14 protein-coding genes are annotated in these 18,427 nt (G+C 46.0%); 1 reads left to right on the top strand and 13 read right to left on the bottom strand.

Features of this window, described 5'->3' with window-relative positions:
* Positions 1-3: 3 nt before the first annotated feature.
* The 13 genes from tssE to tagH are packed head-to-tail and all read right to left on the bottom strand — an operon-like array spanning position 4 to position 15,650.
* Positions 4-483 carry a type VI secretion system baseplate subunit TssE gene (gene tssE / locus K5609_RS00825; protein WP_016399938.1) on the bottom strand — a complete coding sequence of 160 codons (480 nt, stop codon included), beginning with the start codon at positions 481-483 and terminating at the stop codon, positions 4-6.
* Entirely contained in the window at positions 483-1,292 is an 810-nt protein-coding gene (locus tag K5609_RS00820) for a type VI secretion system accessory protein TagJ (protein ID WP_221075568.1), read from the bottom strand. The genes tssE and K5609_RS00820 overlap by 1 nt, the downstream gene beginning before the upstream one ends.
* Before the next feature lie 4 nt (positions 1,293-1,296).
* Complete coding sequence (tssC, locus tag K5609_RS00815) at positions 1,297-2,853, bottom strand: type VI secretion system contractile sheath large subunit (protein WP_152783829.1); 1,557 nt, start codon at positions 2,851-2,853, stop codon at positions 1,297-1,299.
* 34 nt (positions 2,854-2,887) lie between these two features.
* Positions 2,888-4,381 carry a type VI secretion system contractile sheath large subunit gene (gene tssC, locus K5609_RS00810; RefSeq protein WP_221075567.1) on the bottom strand — a complete coding sequence of 498 codons (1,494 nt, stop codon included), beginning with the start codon at positions 4,379-4,381 and terminating at the stop codon, positions 2,888-2,890.
* Positions 4,378-4,893 (bottom strand): type VI secretion system contractile sheath small subunit, encoded by a 516-nt coding sequence (gene tssB, locus K5609_RS00805; RefSeq protein ID WP_221075566.1) that lies wholly within the window; start codon positions 4,891-4,893, stop codon positions 4,378-4,380. Before tssB ends, tssC (K5609_RS00810) begins: the two co-directional genes overlap by 4 nt.
* Before the next feature lie 47 nt (positions 4,894-4,940).
* The gene (tssA, locus tag K5609_RS00800; RefSeq protein WP_221075565.1) at positions 4,941-6,050 is read right to left on the bottom strand and encodes a type VI secretion system protein TssA; all 1,110 of its coding nucleotides are present in this window, start codon (positions 6,048-6,050) and stop codon (positions 4,941-4,943) included.
* 4 nt (positions 6,051-6,054) lie between these two features.
* Complete coding sequence (locus K5609_RS00795; RefSeq protein ID WP_246611923.1) at positions 6,055-6,879, bottom strand: PP2C family protein-serine/threonine phosphatase; 825 nt, start codon at positions 6,877-6,879, stop codon at positions 6,055-6,057.
* Positions 6,873-7,559 (bottom strand): type VI secretion system-associated protein TagF, encoded by a 687-nt coding sequence (tagF, locus tag K5609_RS00790; protein WP_221075564.1) that lies wholly within the window; start codon positions 7,557-7,559, stop codon positions 6,873-6,875. Before tagF ends, K5609_RS00795 begins: the two co-directional genes overlap by 7 nt.
* A complete protein-coding gene (gene tssM / locus K5609_RS00785; protein ID WP_221075563.1) occupies positions 7,541-11,080 on the bottom strand; it encodes a type VI secretion system membrane subunit TssM in 3,540 nt (1,179 codons plus the stop codon). The genes tagF and tssM overlap by 19 nt, the downstream gene beginning before the upstream one ends.
* A 21-nt stretch (positions 11,081-11,101) precedes the next feature.
* Entirely contained in the window at positions 11,102-12,406 is a 1,305-nt protein-coding gene (gene tssL / locus K5609_RS00780) for a type VI secretion system protein TssL, long form (RefSeq protein WP_221075562.1), read from the bottom strand.
* 24 nt (positions 12,407-12,430) lie between these two features.
* Positions 12,431-13,756, bottom strand: a complete 1,326-nt coding sequence (gene tssK, locus K5609_RS00775; protein ID WP_221075561.1) for a type VI secretion system baseplate subunit TssK — start codon at positions 13,754-13,756, stop codon at positions 12,431-12,433.
* A 20-nt stretch (positions 13,757-13,776) separates the two neighbouring features.
* Entirely contained in the window at positions 13,777-14,241 is a 465-nt protein-coding gene (tssJ, locus tag K5609_RS00770; protein WP_221075560.1) for a type VI secretion system lipoprotein TssJ, read from the bottom strand.
* Positions 14,238-15,650 (bottom strand): type VI secretion system-associated FHA domain protein TagH, encoded by a 1,413-nt coding sequence (tagH, locus tag K5609_RS00765; protein WP_221075559.1) that lies wholly within the window; start codon positions 15,648-15,650, stop codon positions 14,238-14,240. The genes tssJ and tagH overlap by 4 nt, the downstream gene beginning before the upstream one ends.
* A gap of 422 nt (positions 15,651-16,072) precedes the next feature.
* Between tagH and K5609_RS00760 the strand changes: the two genes are divergently transcribed.
* Complete coding sequence (locus K5609_RS00760) at positions 16,073-18,130, top strand: serine/threonine-protein kinase (RefSeq protein WP_221075558.1); 2,058 nt, start codon at positions 16,073-16,075, stop codon at positions 18,128-18,130.
* Positions 18,131-18,427 lie beyond the last annotated feature (297 nt).

Here is an 18,427-nt window from a genome sequence, read left to right as displayed (position 1 = left end):
GCTCTACTCAACTATTTTTATGCCAAGGCATACCGGTTCAACTTCAGAGTCAAAGGTCATTTCCTCTGGCTCAGGATCGGCATGACAAAGAGCATGAATACGCAAGCGCAATACCCGATCAAGCGGTTGCTCTTCACTTACGGTTGTCACCGATAAATCAATAAAACGAGGCTCAAATTTGCGAATGGTTTGCTCAACAATTTGGCACAACATCTCGCGGCCATCTTGGCTGCTCAGAGGCATAGATGAGAAGTCTGGCAAACCATAACTAAATAATGACTTGTCCAACTCGCTGTACCATTCAGGCCAGGTATGCCAATGCAATTTGGCGTTAAGCAAAGCCTCTAGATCACGGCGAATACTGCGCCGATAAGCTTGTCGCCCGTAGCTTGAATAGATATCACTGCTTGCTGCATTCTCATCCAAGTTATTACTTAACCTGTCGAGTAATGAAAGCTGCAAAGCGGGTTGAACAGTGCTCATTACTCAGCAGCCTCGGTGGCTGTTTCTACAGAGAACGACTCCAACTGAGAAACAGCTAATGCGTCATCATTTACTAACCACATTTTTTGCCCTCGACCTTGGTAAAACTCAGAACCTAAAATGGCTTGCCAATCGGTTTCTCTACCCAGCTTTTCTGCATCGCTTTGGCTGTTTACATAGGTCATTGGCAAGAACACTTCGCCGGAAGGGCCATCTTTAATGTCTAACTCGGCGCGGCGCCAAATGTGCTCAAACAACGTGGTTTCGGGCAGTAGCTTTAACCAAGTGATGTCAGAGAACGGCACAAAGTAATACAAACCATTAGAGCCAAATACTTCTAGGTAACCCGCTAAGCTGTCATCTAAATCACGCAGCTCGTTACAGTTTTTACCGTTAATCTCTACTTCAGCTGATTGGCGTAAGCTTTCTAGTTGCTGAGCAGCTTGTTCAAACTCAGTTTTGTTGTCACTTAACTGTGCCAAGCGCACTTCCACCAAAGGCGCTAAAGTTTGCGACGCGCCCGTCACCAAACTTGCGGTATCTCCACCAGCTGCAAAATCTACCCGCGATTGCGCGGCATGCACTAGTTGGCGCATGTTTAAGGCACCAGGAACACACTGTGGATGCTGCTTAACCAACAAGTCCAACTGCTGATCAGCACGCTCTAGCTGGCCATCAATACATAACAATTCAATAAAACTGCTGCGTGCATCTAAGTCCTTAGGCATCACTTTTAGGTGAGCAATGGTTTGTGCGATTGCTTCACTTAATTGTCCTTGTTGAATCAACTGCTTTATTTGTTGTTGCATCTGTTTATCCTGCTTGGTTATAGCTTGGAGATAACTCAGTTATCAGGCGAATACTGGAGATCATTTGGTCGAGCTGAAAATGCGGACGCAAATGGATAATGGAGTAATAATGGCCGGGCTTACCGGCTTGTTCTTTAACTTGAATCTTGGCTTCGTTTAGCGGATAACGCGCTCGAATCTCGTCGGAGGCTTCATCAGAGGCGGTGGTGTAAGCATGCAACCAACTTTGCAGGTCACGCTCAATCAAGTTAGCGTTATCAAATGAACCAACTCGATCTCGCCCCATCACTTTTAAGTAGTGAGCAAAGCGAGAAACACACAATACGTATTGCAACATCGACGATAAGCGCGCATTTACCGCTACCGATAAACTGTCGTAGTTTTTCGGTAAGTTCACGGAGGCATTGCTATACAAAACTAAGTGTTCTGTATGCGGAACTGTAGACACCGGAATAAAACCACTGTCAGACAATTGCTTCTCTAAACGGTCACCGACTTGCAAGTTCACCGAGGGCTTAGCCGAGCGCATATGGCGCGAAAACTTAAAGCGAGAGCTGGGTAAATCGAATACCAAACCGTGCTTATATTGGCCTGGCTGCAAGCCACGAATTTGGCTAAACCAGCCAGATTCTTTAAAGGCGCGCAAGGCCACGGCAGCAACACCATATGCGGCGTTGCCCCATAGGTAGTCACCTTCGGCATCGTTAACTTGCTCAACAAACATAAAGCCTTCTTGGCGACGACCATCTTGTTGATAGGGCTCACGCATTAGAATATTGGGCGCGGTAATGCCTAAAAAGCGGGAGTCTTCTTGGCTACGCAGCTTGCGCCAATTGATGTATTCAGCTTGCGAAAACTGCGCACTAATATCTCGAACTGATGCCAGCTCACTGAAGAAATCGACACCAAACATTGATGGCGCAGCGCCAGTTACAAAAGGCGCAAACGCGGCAGCTGCTGCATGGCTAATTGCCCGCAGCGCATCAATGTCGTTAGTAGGCATGCCACGTTTGGCTTTGTGCGAGATTTGGTAGTCACCCACAATCATGCCAAAGGGCTCACCGCCCGGCATGTTGAACTCATTGGTATAAATAAGCTTGAACAGTTCACTTTGATCAAACTCGATGGCACGAGATACATCGCGGCAAAGCTCGCGCCAGTTAAGGCTAATTAACTTAACCTTGGCAACCAGGCTGTGGTCTTGAGTACCTGAATGCTCGGTAAGGTATTTCACCCCGCGCCAACTGGCTTCTAAGTCCTGAAACCGTTGATGGTGAATAATCGCGTTCACTTGGTCATTTAAACGCTCATCAATGTCGCGAATGGCACGTAACAAAATCGGCCTTAGGGTTTCCGCCGTCCATGCCGAGTCATATTGTTGATTGTCTCGTTCTAACCATATTCGCAGCGCTAAATAGGCATCTTCTGCCGCTAAAAACTTATCCACCACTTGGCTCTGGGCACACCAATCCACATCAACATGTTGAGTATCTAACTCAACTTGATGCAGGCTTTGGCTATCCACAAAACTCAGTGGTGGTAAAGTTTGGCTCATGGTCATAGTAATAAGGCGGGCCTTGCGGCCCGCAATCTAGTTATCCGCCGATTTCAGGGATTTTTGCGACTAAGCGCAGTGAAGTAGTCAGTTCTTCCATTTGTAACCAAGGACGTAACCACGCAACTGCGTTGTACGAACCAGGCGCGCCCGGAATCTCTTTTACTTGAACTTTGGCATCAGCCAATGGGTATTTAGCTCGGATTTCTTGACCGCCGCCCTCAGAAGCATTCACGTAATTAAGAATCCAGCGGTTAAGCCAGTTTTCAACGTCTTCGGCTTCCATAAAGCTACCAATCTTGTCGCGCGCCATTACTTTTAGGTAATGAGCAAAGCGTGAGGTAGCCATCATGTAAGGTAGACGCGATGAGATAGCGGCGTTAGCCGTGGCATCTGGGTTATCGTATTTCTTCGGCTTCTGACAAGTTTGCGAACCAAAGAACACCGCGTAATCAGTGTTTTTATAGTGACAAAGCGGTAAGAAACCTAGTTTGCTAAGTTCTGCTTCGCGACGGTCGGTAATGCCAATCTCTGTTGGACACTTAAGATCTGGATCACCATCGTCAGAAACAAACAGGTGAGAAGGTAAGTTTTCAACTTTACCGCCACCTTCAGCGCCGCGAATAGCGGTACAGAAACCGTATTTAGCAAAGGCTTCGGTCATACGAACACCCAATACGTAGGAAGCGTTCATCCAACAGTATTCATCGTGTTCGGTGGTTTGAGCCATGCCAGTTTGAGCGTCAACCTCAAACTCCTCGTAGTTGAACTCTTCGATTGGTGTAGTCGCTTCGCCGTAAGGTAAACGAGCCAATACACGTGGCATTGCCAAAGTAACAAAACGTGAGTCATCACTTTCGCGGAAAGAACGCCATTTAGTGTATTCAAGTGATTCAAACACTTTTTCTAAATCACGTGGCTTGCTTAACTCTGTCCAGTTATCAAAACCAAACAAGGCTGGCGAAGACGCTGATAAGAACGGCGCAAAACCAGCGGCAGCAACGTTAGACATTAAGCTTAGTGACTCGATATCTTCTGGGTGGTTAGTAAACTCGTAGTCACCGACTAGAGCACCATAAGGTTCGCCACCCGGTGTACCAAACTCTGATTCGTACACCTTCTTGAAGATTTGGCTTTGGTCAAACTCAACCGCTTTGCTTAAGTCTTTGTGTAGCTCTTTTTTGCTCATGCTAAGCACACGGATCTTAAGCGTTTGGCTGGTTTCTGAGTTCATCACCAAGTAGTTAAGACCGCGCCAAGAACCTTCCAATTTTTGGAAGCTTTCGTGGTGCATAACCTCAGCTAACTGCTTAGAAATAAGCTCATCGATCCCGGCAATCGCTTCTCTAAAGGTTACTGTTAAGTTTTTGTTCCAACTAACAGTGCCTTTCAGCGCTTCTTCGGTAAGCGTGCGTAATAATTCTTCTGAACGAGAACTATCTGTTTGCTTAGTGGCACCAATCGCTTGTTCTAAAATTGAACTTTGTGCTTCTTCAACACTTGGATCTAGAGTAGTTTGGCTTTCTACGCTCATTCTGAATCCTCCGCACTAGGCTCTTTTTCAAGTTCGCCTTTTAGCTTTTGCAGAGAGTCAGTGTTGTTAAGTACTTCTTCTAGGATGTTTTCTAAGTCTTCTGAGCGGTCAACCTTAGTCATCAAGTCACGTAATCTATTACGTGTATCCATTAACTTACGTAATGGCTCAACTTGGTTAACTACCGCAGCTGGATCGAAATCTTTCATTGAGCTGAACTCAAGCGCCACTGACATTTGTGAATCGTCATCAGCCAACTTGTTATCAACTTTGAATTCCAGTTTAGGATTCATGCGCTTAAGTACGTCGTCAAAGTTATCGCGGTCAATTTGGATAAAACGACGATCTTTTAGCGGCTTTAAAGATGCGGTGTTGTCGCCCGCAAAATCGCCCATTACGCCTACTACAAAAGGCAGTTCCTTTTTAACTGCAGCCCCTTCAGTTTCTACATCATAAGTGATGTGAACTCGTGGCTTGCGTACCCGAGACAACTTGCCGTGGATACTGTCCATATCAATCTCCTTGTTCTTGATTAACACGCAGAGCGCTAAGCACCACGTTAGTCCTGTGATTCCGATGTAATACCAGTCAATCGGAAATAACCGGTTCGAGCATCGTTGTCAGAAATCAGTTCTTGCAGTAAATCTGGCAAGCTCATTCCACTCCAACGAACCACTTGTTCAATGGCATAGGCCATGGGAGAGTGGGGCTCGGTTTGCTTAAAAAACTCAGCAATGTTGCCAAGTTGTTGGATCGCGTCTGCGCGATTTCTTAGTTGATTACTGGGTCCTTCTGGCACTGAAGTGCCGGACTGTTCATCAGATTCTGTTAGTGTTTCTTCAGTTACCGTTTCAAGCTCAACCGCGCTTAGTTTGTCAGCAGCCAAATAACGCACTGCCTCCATGCAATCGGTTAAACGCTTAACTATGTGAGAGCTAGGTTGCGGCTCTCCTACCGCTTCATCCATGGCGGCCGAAAGCTGCAAATAGGCAGTAGATGCCGCTTCAATGTCTTGCAATAACTCGATGAAAAATGCCGTGCTGGTGGCTTTAACGGTGAGGGTGACATCTTCTAACTTTACTGCGCCTGCGGCATGGCGTTGGCCACGTTTAGTTTCTTCTAAACGCTCTACCTCACTGGCTTGCTCAAATTCCCAAAGCGAATAAGGTTGCTCTTCAATTAAGTCGGTTAATGGCACACAGGCGATTGGCATCAATAAGGTGCCTTCGCCGTCGTAGCCATTTAAGCCAACCAAAGGCGCTACTCGGGTTACCAGCCCGTCTTCATCGGGGCTTGGGTATAGATGCTCCCAATGGTTTTCAATTAGTGTTCGGGCGGCATCAAAGCCTTGGCGAAGGCCTTTAAAACCTTTGCGGCGAACTAAACCTTCAATAAGCCAAGCGACTAACTCTAAGTCTTTACAGTTCTCAACCAATACTTCCGGTACTTGGTTGATGATCGGATCCCATTCATTAGCAAAGCTCAGTAAGGGCTCGTTATCGACTAAGGCGTTACGTTCAGCTGCGCGAGCGGTATTGCGAACATCCTTAAGGGTGAAGTAAGTAGACAGCGGAGAAGCATCCAAGCGCGGATCTTCACCGGTCGGTAAGTCCTCAGACACCGGCTGCGCAAGTTTTTCAAAATCAATATCAGACAATTCTTGAAACATTCGCTTAGCCTCTCACCGAATTACGACGATTAAAAAACACCGGCACGGTGTCATCACAATGCTCTTCTTCGCTATCAGCATCGCTTTGACTCACCTTAACCAATACACAACTCACGTTATCGCTGGCACCTTTGACTAAAGCCGAATGCATCAACGCTAGGCCAATATCAGATACGCTATTAGCCTGCATGCACATGGCTAAGTCGCTGTCGGTAAGCTCTTTGGTTAAACCGTCTGAACACAGCAGGAACTGGTCGCCGGGCAATAGCTGACCAGAGTTTTGATCAACCGTAAGCTCGTCACTTACGCCAATGGCGCGGGTAATAACGTTCGACAAAGGATGGTCTTCGGCTTCAGATTCTGGAATCAGTCCTTGTTCAACCATGTCCATCACTTGGCTATGATCGCGGGTTTTACGCTGTAGATGATTTTGGCGCATCAAATAAATGCGGCTATCACCTACCCATAAACAATGATAAAAACCATCACGAACATGCAGTAATACAGCAGTACTGCCGGCGGTTTTTCCATCGAGGTGTTGCTGCGAAAAATTGATGATTTGCTGATTAGCTTGCAACAAGGCCTTGCGTAAACAATCGATGCTTAAGCTGGCTGCTGGAGTTTGCTCAACACACTGCTTCACACTATCAATCACCATTTGGCTAGCAACATCACCCGCTGCATGTCCACCCATGCCGTCGGCTACTACCCATACGCCTTCTTCACGTAAATCAAGCACTGCATCTTCGTTGTAAGGGCGAACCTTGCCAGGATGGGTTTGCGCAAAACTAACAAAAAATCCATCCATCAGAGTTGGACTAGCTACCATCCCCATTGCTCCCATTGACCATCTAACATGGCTGAAAATTGGCTCACTAAGGGCAAACTTTCGCTCACCAAACTGCACTCAGGAACTAGCTCAGAGCCATTAGTCCACCAGATGCAGTAACGATCTAAACGCTTACGTAATTGCTGATGCAGTAAATGTTCAGCGCTAATCGCCTGCTCACTTTGCAACACTAATTGCTCGCTCTGCTTAGCATGGTTAAGCAATGGGTTAGCGGCTTTGATGCCATCTAACCAATCCAGTTCTGCCACGCTTTCTGCCCAGCGAACCACGTCGGTATCATCATCCAGCAGCTTTAATACTTTTTCTTCGCTTAGCTCGGTCCACTCACGTTGCTGCCATACATCAACAGGTACTTGGTTAATCGGTTTGGCCATAGTGAAGTAAAAGTGTCGGCCTACTTGGTCAACACTAGGCATTAAGGTGCCTGCAATGGCAGACTCACCACATACCCCAGCGGAGAGAGCAAAGTGCCAAATAGGACTGGTTAGGTAACAATCTAACCAGCGCTCACCTTGCTGCTCACGGCTTACTGCAATAACGGCTTGCAACCATTCACTCCAGCTGGCAACAAAATCACTCGGTAAATGGCTTTGAATAAAGTCACCGCGTGCTGGCACTTTGCCAAAATAACCAAAACCGTTTACAGCGTTACTGGACATGAGAACCTCGCTAAGTCTTTAGACCAGAATGGGTGCATAGCGGTTGTTGGAATCAACTCCAACTGCACTTTGTTACCCTTGAACTCAATATCCAACACGTTATCTTTACGTGAGTCAGGGCGCTGCTTAGCTAAACCATCAAGCATGCGGAACAAGCCCCAATGCCCTGGGTAAGTCTCTGAAATAGAGTGACCTGATTTAGGCGGCACAAAGGCTAAACGGGTGCTGCGGCTAGAGTCGGTTGGCCAAATAAAGTGAGAGGTACGCTGCGGACCATGGCGATATACCAATTCTTGTTCGCCCAACTCAACCCGGAAGTTATTAATGTGGCCATCTAAGTAAAGCGGCTTAAGGCCAAACTCCACCCGTGGCGTTTGCGAGCCAGGCTCAAAAAATACATCGCGAATACGGCGAGCTTGTTGGAACACTTTTAGTGAACCTGGGTCGATGCCTACCGAACGCTCTAACTTCCAGTTACGTTTGCTAGTATCAACGGAAGACTTCAAGTAACGCTCAAAGAAGGTATCCATTGTGCCGCCATAACCAAAGAAGCGACCAAAGTCTTTTAGCCGCACTTCATCAGCCGCTTTGCTATCAAAGGGATATTTTCCACGAATCGCGGCACGGTATTCTTTGTAAACACTGTCTTTCCAAATCGCATTAACATGTACCTGAGCACCACGTTTAGCCAACGAAGAGGTTTGGCTAGACAGCTCGCCTAGCATGGTTGAAAACGGCGCCGGTAAATCTTTGCGAGAGCGACGTAACGCACTAGTAACCGCAGCTTGGCTGTTATCATCCATCAAACTGGTGTAAGCCCGTTTGTTGTTTGACTCGGACAATACTTCTAGATAATCACGCAGTTGCAATAAAGAGACATGCATGCCTTCTAGATCGGCTTCGCTAATGTTCAAGAAGTCTTCAAATTCTGCTTCTACTTCAGCGCCGGGCAAGGCCAATTTTGCCTTGGACATATCGTTTGGTAAGAAGCGGTTAATCCGTGCTTTTTGATTTTTCAAAGCAACATCAGCAACATTGCCAGCCACTTCACCGGCCATTTTAGTGTTGTCACTCATTGCCACTTCGGTGAGACGTAACTCTTTCTGAACCGCCAGAATAAAGCTTTGCAGAGGTCGCTCAGAGCCAGTTAAGTTCTTAGCTAACACAGCGCCATCTTTCGCTGAAGCGTAAGGGCGAAGTTGCACGTCGGCCAGCAATTGCTCCCACTCAAAAACGTAATCTCGGAAGTAACGCTCACTCACCGCTTTAACCACTTCATCACGGGTTGCTTCATCTATCGATAAGCTGTCGCCGTATACCCAGCTGTCTTCCATCAAGCGTTTTACAATGCGGTTATTCTCAATGCGGAACAAACCGTGGAAGCCGCTGTAGGTATAAAGGCCTGGAATCCCTTCATGTAACGGCTCTCCACTATTGCGGATGAATACTTGGCGACCTTGACGACCAAATACATCACTCAACCTAAAGTCGGCTACGTGGCTAGACAAAAACTCTATACGTAAACGTTGATAGGCACGCTCGGCCAAAGGCATACGGGTTAACACGCTACGCGCTTGAGCAATCGCGTTGTCATTAACCGGGATAAGGTTAATTCCTTCAGCAAACAGGTTGCGAGTATGGGCCATTAAGTCTTGGCGAAGGCCTTGGTTAATTTCACCCGGTAAACGGCGCTCGTAAAAAATCTCAAACCAGCTATATATTTGTTCAATTTCACGGTGCTCGGCATCGTAAATCATCAAATAGGTTTTAAGCGTTTCGTAGAGGTACTCGAGGTATTCTTCGTTCTCGGCCAGCTCGTGAGTAAGCGACTCTGTTAAGTAGGTAGCAAAGAAACCTTGTAATGCTCGCTGATAGGCCATTTGTGCCGGTTGGCCAATTTTTTCACCCTGATAAAGCCCCATGCGATGAACATCTTCATTCACCAATTGCTGGCTAAAGCCGGCCGGTAAATCGCGTAAAGCGTTAAGTGCCTGAACCAAAGTGATTACGTCGGTATCGGTAGACAAACCAGGTTTAACAATGGCCTTATACTGATCTACAGCCGCTTCGCTGGTATCAACTAATTGTTTGTTCCAACTGTAACTGTTGTACCAAAGCAAACTACAGGTAAGTAAGCTAACCACACAGCCGCCAGCAACAATGCGTCGCGTCCACATTGAATGTTTTTGGTGGTGACGATTCACCGAACCTACAAATTTTTCTGGGAAAATCACGTCTTCAAGCAAACGCTTAATGAAGTAGCCCTTAGTTTCTCCACCTTGCTGTTTTAGCGGTACTTGCCCTAAACCTAATCCGTTTGAGGTTTCGGCCATAACCCGATCAATCGGTTTACCCTCTTGAGTAGCACTCGCAATGTATAAACCGCGCAACATTGGCGCTTCTTCAAAGGCATTTGGCGAGAATATTTCTTTTAAGAAATCATCAATGCTCGATTGCAATAGATGCATTTGCTTAGGGAATTCGTACATTAAAGTACGCTTATCAATATCGCGCTCTTGCTGTAAACGAACGTTCAAGCGAGTTTGAATACGCTTAAGCAAGCCATGGAATTCACGATTGAATAAACCCACCACACCAGTGTCGGCATTTTCAGCCGTTAGAGGGAAAGTGATCCCCCAAATTTGCTCACGTTCGTTAGCATTTAAATCGGCAAAAAACTCACTAAAGCCAGCGATTAAATCGGCCTTGGTCAGCACAACATAAACCGGGAACTGCATGCCGAGTTGGTTTTTAAGCTCTTGAATACGTTGCTTAATAGCACGAGCATGTAAGTTACGTTCGGTGCGAGTTTGTTGCAGAAGACTCGCTAAACTTACGGTAACAATGGCGCCGTTAATCGGGCGCTTGGTGCGGTATTTTTTAAGTAGCCCTAAAAAGCCTAACCATGCTCGAGAATCCTTAGCACTGTTACTGTCTTGAGTGGTATAACGGCCGGCGGTATCAATCAGCACGGCTTTATTAGTAAACCACCAATCACAATGGCGAGTACCACCAACCCCCGCTAAGGGATCGTCACCTAATTTATCTTTAAGCGGAAACTCTAAACCTGAGTTTTGTAGCGCGGTTGTTTTACCGGTACCTGGAGGGCCGATCATGATGTACCAAGGCAACTGATAAACCCCTTGGCCTTTGGCTAAACTAGAATTTTTTAACACGTCCAGAGCGGTAACAACTCGCTCACGTAAGGTTTCTACTTCTCGGCGGCTCTCTTCATCATCGCCATGCTCGTCTTGACCGTCTAATAAAGATTGCACTGCTTCTTGATTTTGCTTAGTGCTACGAACGTGCTGCCAAAACTGATAGATAATGCAGATTAATGCCAGCGTAATGATGGTGAACCATCGAGCGCTGGCGCTACCTAAAGGCTCAGCACCTGCAATCGCAATCAATGGTCCGCCAAACCAGATCAAAAAGGCTAGCGCTAAAAAACCCAACAAGGTGATTGCCCATTTTGACTTAAGCATTTGCACTAAGCGTTGAAAAAACAAACTGTTAAACATTTCTCAATCCTTTAAGTTTGCTTAATAAAGCAAATCAATCTCTACTCGACGGTTCAACGCACGTTCTGATTCGGTGTTGTTGCTGGCTCGAGGATCTGAATCCCCTCGCCCCTCTGGCCATAAACGTCCTTGCAGCAAGGTGCCTATAGACATGCTGTTGGCAACGGCAGTGGCGCGTGCCAAAGAAAGGTGCCAGTTGGACGGATAACGGCTAGTGAAAATAGGTTGGTTGTCGGTGTGTCCGGTGATCAATACTCGGCCAGTAGTAGACTCAAGCGCCCGCGATAGTTTTTGCAGAACAGGAACTACCGAAGACTTCACTTCGGCGCTGCCAGGGCTAAACAATTCGCTAGAGTTAATGGTGATGCGGATGCGATCGCTAAGCGGCGCTATCTCTAGTAACTCACGGTCGACTTCAGTTTGCAGGCGCTGCTGTAACATCAATACTTGTTGTTCATCGACTTCAGCAGTATTGGTGGTAGTGCTTTCCCAGCGGGCTAAGGCGTTAATTTGATTAAATACTTGGTCTGAATAGCTGTTAATGAAATAGCTACACGCCATATAAATTGATAACAGCAGAACGCCAAATATGGCAGCGATCACCCACAAAGGTAAGCCGCCATTAGCCTCACTGCCAACACTTGCGCTGGCTTGGCTTTTTGGTGACAGCGCAATCTCTGCTTCGCCGTGAATAGCTTGCAAACGCTCGAAGGCTTGCTGGCGATACTCTTCAAGTTTGTCTTGGCCACGCTCTTCTACTCGCATTTTGCCAACAAAACCCAGAGACAAACAAAGGTACTGTAGCTCTAGCAATTGTGGTTTGGCATGAGGAGCGGCTAGGTTTTCATCTAACAAGGTGAAGAAGTGTTCTCCGCCCCAAGTTTGCGAGTGAAAGGTGGATAATAAGCTGTCGCTGGCCCAAACAGATTGCCCACCCCAGTTGGTGTTTAATACTGTTTCATCAATGAAACAACAAACGCAATAACGTGAGGCTTCAATGATCTCGGCACTCACTTGCTGATGGCGCAAGTTAGCCTCGTAATCTCGAATTTTGTCGATGCATACTTGACGTAACGAAGCGATATCACCGTGTTTTACGGTGCAACGAATCTGCCCAACCATCGACAATAGTGCGCTCGCTTCATCAATTAGCGGGTTATCACCAAACTTTGGCAATTGCACACCACGCTCTTTGTTTTTAGAAGGCGTAATCACTACGGTGCATTCAGCCTCTGCTGCTGAAGCTGCAATTTTGCCCAAGTCGCTTACTGGCTTATTGCCACCGCGACTCCCTGGTCGAGGCTTCATTACTGTCGCTTCTGACATCTTATTTCATCCTTGGAACATTAATTACTGGCTAATTGCCCAAATTTGCATTTCAAGCTCGGGATAATTACCCGACAAATGGATGGCTACGCCACCACTGGCACTAAGCCGTGACCAGTAATCGTTGCTTTTATCCAATTTGAAATAGTGAAAACCGGCGTGATATGGAATTTGTCGCGGCGCTACCGGTAAGCCAATGGCAGAAATACCTGGCAATTGGTTATTCACCAAATCTCGAATGTGTTCAACCGGTCCGATTTTCACTTGAGCAGGGAAGCGCTTGCGCAATTCATCCGGGCTGATGTTGGCGTTTACCGCTAACACGAATTCGGCGCGTTCTAATAAGCCTTTATCTTGAACTTGGGCGATTCGGATACCGTAGTTGGTTTCGTCCAGTGCAATTTGTACTGCCGTTTGCTCCAGTACCATGCTCATGAACTGGTTAAGCACCACCATCACATCGCCAAATACACGGGTGAGCTCATCATGTTGATAGCCCGGAAGCTGTGGAGCGCGTTTATCTTTACTAGAAAATGTGGCTAACTCGCCCGCTAAACCTGCCAACTCCTGGAACAATCGTTCTGGGTGTAAGCCGTTAGTTGCCAAAATATGAGCAATCAATGCGTCGTATCGGTTTAATAACTGCAACATTAAAAAATCTGCTATTGAGCTGGCACTGCCCTGGCCTGCGCCAATACGTGCAGCTAAGGCTTCAGCACGTTGGCGTAACATGCCATGCACTTCGGCCAGTTGTTGCTTAAGCACCGAGTTAGCTTGCGCATTTAAACTTGCAGGAATAAATTTCTCGTCGAGGCTAACTTGTCCCTCTTCCGAAACTTCAATGATCTTAGCGATAGCTAAGGTGTCGTAGCCTGATAAATTGTCACTTTCTAACTTAAGCTCAAAGCCAGCCTGGGCTAGTTGCAACACTTCCACCGCGTCGTTACCAATGTTGGTATCTACCACTTCATGATCTACAAAACGGTAGCGAGTCACACTACGCCCCTGCGCCGATACATTCAGTCCATTGGACTTTTCGGTAGGTAACGCCAAATACACCAACTGATCTCGAATACTGCTGTCCAGCGATAACGCTTCAGGCAAAGGATCACGAGTGGGGCTAACCATTGCCGCACCATCTTGCAGACACGCGCTAATACTACTTAAGCCGAATTTACTGTTACTTAATAGGGAGCGGTCTACACTTAGTTCTGTTACTCCCCAGTAGTAACTGGATTGCTGCAACAAATTCTGCTGCAACTGAAAATTCAAACTGCGTTCTTGCTGCTGAAAGTGTTGAGGACGCAAAAACATCCCCTCGCTCCACGCGACACGACAAAAGTCACTCATGTTTAATCCCGAAATACTGCTTATGGATTGCCAACAAATACAGCGAGCTCACCGACGTGAACATCAAAGGTTTTGTAAGTGGTAGGGTCGACAGTGACCACTTCACGCCAGCTGGCGGTGTCAATGTCTCGGTAGGCAACAAGCACCCCGGCATAACGAACGCCAGGCGATAAAGACAGCTTGTATTCAAACTCGCTACCAGGTTCAAATTCAAACTCGGTGCGGTTAATTAAATCCGGGCCAAGCACCTGCGACGCATCGTCATACAAGGCGAAAAAGTCTTGGCTATCAAACAAGGTGCGAGAAGATAACTCAAACACCTTCACCACCACTGGCGAGGCTCGCCCAGTGATATCGGGGTTAACATCATTGGCCACATGAAATTGCAGCTTTGAATATGGTTCTACTACGTAGTTGGCTACGGTACAGCCCAACATTGACATACTCAGCAGCACACTAAGTACTAATTTCCCTACTTTGCTCATCGTTGTCCCTTTTGCTCTATGCTTTTTAAGGTTGATTCATAAGCCTTAGCGAAGTCTTCCATGTAGAAGGCATTGCTGTTTTGGCTAAACTCATTTTCCAAATCACTGTAGATCGAACAGTAACGGTTCCAGCTTTTATGCTTTTCAATTGCCGAATACACCTTGGCAATTCCTTTAGCGTTCTGATCTTTGGACTCAATCGATTTTGGGTCGAGCAGCTGCATAAGACCTGCAACGGCTCCTTCAACCCCCGACAACAGCGCATACTCATGGCGCTCTAAATCGATAAACGCTTCTTTAACGGCTCGCTCTGGCGGCAAAAAGCCAGCCGTTTTGCGTTGTAATAAGTTATGAATGGCATCTTCGGCATTAGTAGAAAACTTAAGCGGATTGTTTTCATTCCTTCTAAAAGTCGTTTGGTTGATTCGACTGTTCTCTTTAAAGGCTGCTCGGTTGTGCAAGGTATTCATGATGCCATCGAGTGAGTCGCGAGTTATCACGCCTAACTGATGCCACCAACGTACTGGGTTATCCTGAGAAACTAGCTCGGGTGATATTCCCATTCCTTCTAAAAATGCGGCCAGATGAGCTTGCTCATCGGCGCTTGAATACTGTGGTTTAACGGCAGCTGCAGGCGCTGCCGGAGTAGCTTGCTTGGTAGTAGCGGCTGAAAAAGCAAGTGGATCATTAGCCATTGTATTTGCTACTGCAGCAACTGGCTCTGCTACTGCAGGCTGCTTAACTTCAGGAACAGCAGCACTTGGCACGACAGCTGGTTGCGGCGGAGAGCTAACGGCAACGGGTTTTTGTGGAGCGGGACTGGCAAACAAAGCATTCCAATCTTCCGGAATGCTGGACTGCTCATCATTCATCGATTGCGGCAATACAAAAGCATCATCAAGATTGGCATTAAGCTTAGCGTCTAAACTACTGCTGTTGTTTGCAATAGGCTCTGGTTCAGCCAATACACCAAAATCTTCTTCAAGATTAGTTGCTGGCATTGCAGCTGGAGCTTGAACAGTAGGAGCAGCTGTGGCGACCTGAGCAGAGCTTGGCGCTTGCTGAGCAATAGCTTGAGCGGATATCGCCACTTCTATTTCGTAGTCGCCAATTGCTAAGGTATCACCGTCGATAAGCTGATAAGGCTGGTCTTTTGCTAAGGCCTCTACCGAGCGGTTAACAAACACGCCATTGGTAGACGTATCGTATAGCCAAAACTGCCCATTGTTTGACTCAATGCGGGCGTGACGACTAGAGATAACTCTTTCTGGATCGAGCAAACACCAAGAGCATTGGCTTGCCCTACCAATGGTAATAACTGACTCCCCTGACGTAGTAGAGAGCGTCTTCTTCTCTTCCACACCAGAGGTAAATCTGTGATAACTAATCACAGATAAACTCAAATTCATAATCTTCCGTCCCTTAGAAGTCTTTTTATTTTGAGAAGAACCCATTCCCTCAAAAATACTAGTGATTTATATATCACTAGAAAAAGAGGCGCTATTATTACACTTAATAAATAATCCAATCAATAGAGATTATAATAATTTTAACAATAAAATTTTTCTGGCTTTCTTTGTGTTTTGATATTTTTATTGTTAGCATCCAAGCCTTTGTTTTAGCTACACTGAGTGTCGGATTTCTTTACAGCGAACAAAAAACAAACAAACGCAACAGTCATTTTAAATAACATGAATATTGTTCTTGTATGGCTACAAATAATATAAATAACAAGATCTGAAAAATTCTAAATAAACGGTAAAATTTAATTAATATATTTGTCATGCATTATTAAAGTAATGTATATGGCTAGCGAATTAGGGTAGTACTCATGGATGACGCAAACAAAGATCAAGCTGCTTCGCCAAACACCAAGGCTGAAAATAAAACTGCAAGCTCAACGGCATCAGATAAAACCGTTGTAAACAACACCGAAACAGCAACAAGCAAAAAAACCAATGCACGCTCCAACAAAGAGCAAGTGATAAATCGGGTGATTAAAAAGCGCTACCAAATCGAAGACCTGGTGGGTCATGGTGGTATGTGCGATGTTTACCGAGCAAAAGACTTGTTGTTAGAAGCAGCTGGTGACAGCCAACCTTATGTAGCCATCAAATTGCTGCAGAAAGAATTTCATGACCAGCCAGACGCCGCTCGAATTCTTATCCGAGAAGCACGCAAGACTCAGCGCTTAAGCCACCCAAATATCATCCGAGTACACGACTTCGGGGTAGATCAAGAAGATTACTACCTGGTTATGGAATGGTTAGACGGGCAAACACTTGATGAAGTCATTAAAAGTCATCGCCCCAATGGCCTTACCTTTAAAAGCAGCTTAGCGCTACTCACTCAGTTAACCTCGGCGCTTCGTTATGCCCACCAAAATGGTGTAGTACACGCCGATTTAAAACCGGGTAACATCATGTTATCTCGAGATGGCACCATTAAGATTTTTGACTTTGGTGTATCTCGCGCACTCAACCTAAATGCCGATCAATACGCTGCCGACAAACCTGAAGAAACTTCACCAGTTAGCGGATTTACACCAACTTATGCCTCGCCAGAGTTGTTAGATGGCGCCGCACCAAGCATTGCAGACGACGTATTTGCGTTTAGCTGTATTGCCTACGAGTTGTTGTCGAGTAAACACCCCTTCAATCGTAAAACCGCTAACCAAGCGGCTAAAGAAAACATTACTCCTAGCAAGCCAAAGCATGCGCCTTTGTTACGTTGGGGTAAGCTGAAGCGCGGTCTCAACTTCAATCTAAAACAACGAGTAACCGACTTAGATCAAATCGAGAAAAGCTTTACCCAAAGCTTTTTGAAGCCCAGTTTAAGTGTGATTGCCATTGTTGGTGTTGCCGGTGCACTCAGTTATGGTTTCCAGCAAATGGATGGTCAGCTAAAGCATAGCCAACAAGAATTAAGCCGACTACAGCGGGAGAACTCAGCCAATCAAGACTTAGTGAGCTTAAACCCGCAGCAGTTTTTGCCTATGCTAAATACCATTCCGGCAAAACAGCATGTACCAAAACAAGCCTTGTTAAGAGACAAGCAACGTTTGGTGATCGATTTTTACGAGAAACAAATCGACGATTTACTTAATAATCGCCAAAACGCTTACCCAGATTATTACGCTATCCAATCTTTGCTGCAGGAAGTAAACCGCATTTACCCAGATTCATACAGCTTGGCCTTAATTGCTGAAGACGTAAACCAAGGTTGGATGGGCACAGTTGAAGCACTGGTTCAGCGACTTGACTTACATCTAGAGCAAGGCCGCTATCAGCACAGTGAAGATGGCGATGACGTTTACACGATTTACCAAGATTTGCTGCAAGTAAGAACCGATTATCAATTTGTTCCTAACGAAAAATCTGAGCAAGTATTTACCCAGCTATTTGATAAAGCAGCCGACCAACTTGATGTGGTTGCCCTAGCGCAAATGATTGAAGCAGGTGAAACCTTCTTCGCCAACAGCGAACAACAGCAAGAGCGTATTGCTCGAGCACTTGAGCTAAAAACTGCCATTGCTGCTATGGCTAACTACAAACAAGCTATCGCCGATGAGCAAGAAGCAGAGTTTCCTTATCAAGCCGCTGAAGTGTTTTACCAAAACCACTTTAGTCAATTACAAGAGCGTATCAATGGCCTTACTCGGGTGAAAACCCTAGATAGGATGGCTAGAGAAGTCGACAACATGGCTAAAGACTTGCCCGACGATTTTTCTCACTTAATAGAAACTCGCCAAACAATGGCCAACAAATACCTTCGCTTCTCTGATTACTTGTTAAAAAAACGTCGCACCAAAGAAGCTGGCGCAGTAATGAAAAAAGCCCAAGACTTGATGACCAAGGTGCAAGATGCACGAGTGGCAGACAATGCCTAACAACGCTGTTGCCCGTTAGTTCAAAATAAAAAGGCCGAGAAATCGGCCTTTTTTCATTTCGCTGCGCCAATGTCTTCTCTCATTTCAGCCAAAGTTAGAGCCCTTAGCTTCGTTAGCTATCTGCGGATAAAAGCCATTACCTTTTAATGGTTTACGAAAACAACTACCCACTAATGCACCTTTCAGAATGTAGCCATACTCACGTCTTTTAACATGTATAAAAGGTGTTCAAAAACGCGAGAATGCTCACAGCACACCCCAGTTAAATTATATAATAATACAATTAATCCGGAGAGA

The organism is Agarivorans aestuarii, from assembly GCF_019670125.1.
GTDB lineage: Bacteria > Pseudomonadota > Gammaproteobacteria > Enterobacterales > Celerinatantimonadaceae > Agarivorans > Agarivorans aestuarii.
Note: the sequence above shows the minus strand (reverse complement) of the source record. Positions and strands in the feature narration are given on the sequence as shown.